Annotated in this window: 2 protein-coding genes; both read right to left on the bottom strand. The window is 59.1% G+C overall.

Features of this window, described 5'->3' with window-relative positions; translation table 11 throughout:
• Nucleotides 1-321 (bottom strand): ATP-binding protein (locus tag E2L05_RS20530; RefSeq protein ID WP_243722084.1); only part of this gene is annotated, 321 nt, incomplete at its 3' end.
• On the bottom strand, nt 311-1373 hold a 1063-nt coding region (istA, locus tag E2L05_RS20525; RefSeq protein ID WP_133344883.1), incomplete at its 5' end, for an IS21 family transposase. The genes E2L05_RS20530 and istA, both read right to left, overlap by 11 nt.

Genomic DNA, 1373 nt, shown 5'->3' with positions numbered 1-1373 from the left:
CAGGACAACGTTTTCCGCATTTTCCATGAAGGTGCCGCGGTGCAACTGCCGGACGGTGGCTTCATTGATCTCGCTGGATTTGAAGTCAAAGCCGGCGAGGTCTTTGTAAGACGGGAAGCGCGCAACCTTCGTGTGGTATGCGATTGACCGCACCTCTCGCTCTGCAATCTCGGCCTTGAGCAGTTGGGACAACATCGGTGTTGCAGCCTCGAACGCTGGCGCACCCTGGGCGACCAGATCTTCGACGGCCTGCGCCATGCCATGCAGCTTGAGACTGCGGAGCATGATCACAATCGAGGCTCCTGCCGGATCATGACGCATGGCTCTTCTCCCCTGCCTGTCTGAGGTCATCGTAGCGATCGACGTCAGCCTTCGGAGCTGTTTCCAAGGCCAGGGCTTCTGGCGGATCGACCTCTGGAAGATTGCTCTGTTTGCGGTCGATCAACCTGTGAAGCAGGTTCAGGATGTGCGTCTTGGTGGGAACGCCAGCTTCCAGCGCCAATTCTACGGCGCACAGAATAGCGTCTTCGTCGTGATGCAGAACCAGGGACAGGATATCGACCATTTCCCGGTCACCACCCTCCTTGCGCAGCATGTGATCTTGCAGGTGGCGGAAGGCTTCGGGCATCTCAGTGAACGGCGCACCGTTGCGCAGGGCACCGGGTTTGCGCTGGATCACCGCCAGGTAATGGCGCCAATCATAGATGACCTTTCCGGGTTTATGGTGCGACCGCTCTATGACGCGATCATGGGTGCAAACGGTTTGGCCTTCCGCCACGACAACCAACCGTTCGGGGTAGACGTGAAGGCTGACAGGGCGGTTAGCAAAGCTGGCTGGAACGCTGTAGCGATTGCGTTCGAAGGTAATCAAGCATGTTGGCGACACCCGTTTGCTTTGCTCGACAAATCCGTCGAAGGCCGGTGGCAGCGCCATGAGCGTGGGCTTCTCCGCTTCCCAGACATCGGCAATAGTGCCCGGCAGTTCCCGGTGTTTTGTCTCGGCCCAAAGGGCCACGCAGCGATCCTCCAACCATTGGTTCAGTTCGGCCAGATCGGTGAAGACAGGCGTGACCTGCCACAGGCGATTGCGCGCATCTTGTACGTTCTTCTCGACCTGTCCCTTCTCCCAGCCCGCGGCCGGGTTGCAGAACTCGGGCTCAAAGACGTAGTGGCTGGCCATGGCCTTGAAGCGGGCATTTACGTCACGCTGTTTGCCTCGACCAACACGATCCACCGCCGTCTTCATGTTGTCGTAAATCCCGCGACCGGGAACACCGCCGAAGACACGGAAAGCATGCCAATGGGCGTCAAACAGCATCTCGTGGGTTTGCAGCGGATAGGCCCGCACCAGGAACGCCCGGCTGTGCGACAGC

This window comes from Meridianimarinicoccus aquatilis (assembly GCF_004358675.1).
Lineage (GTDB): Bacteria > Pseudomonadota > Alphaproteobacteria > Rhodobacterales > Rhodobacteraceae > Meridianimarinicoccus > Meridianimarinicoccus aquatilis.
This window is presented reverse-complemented; position numbering and strand designations above follow the sequence as displayed.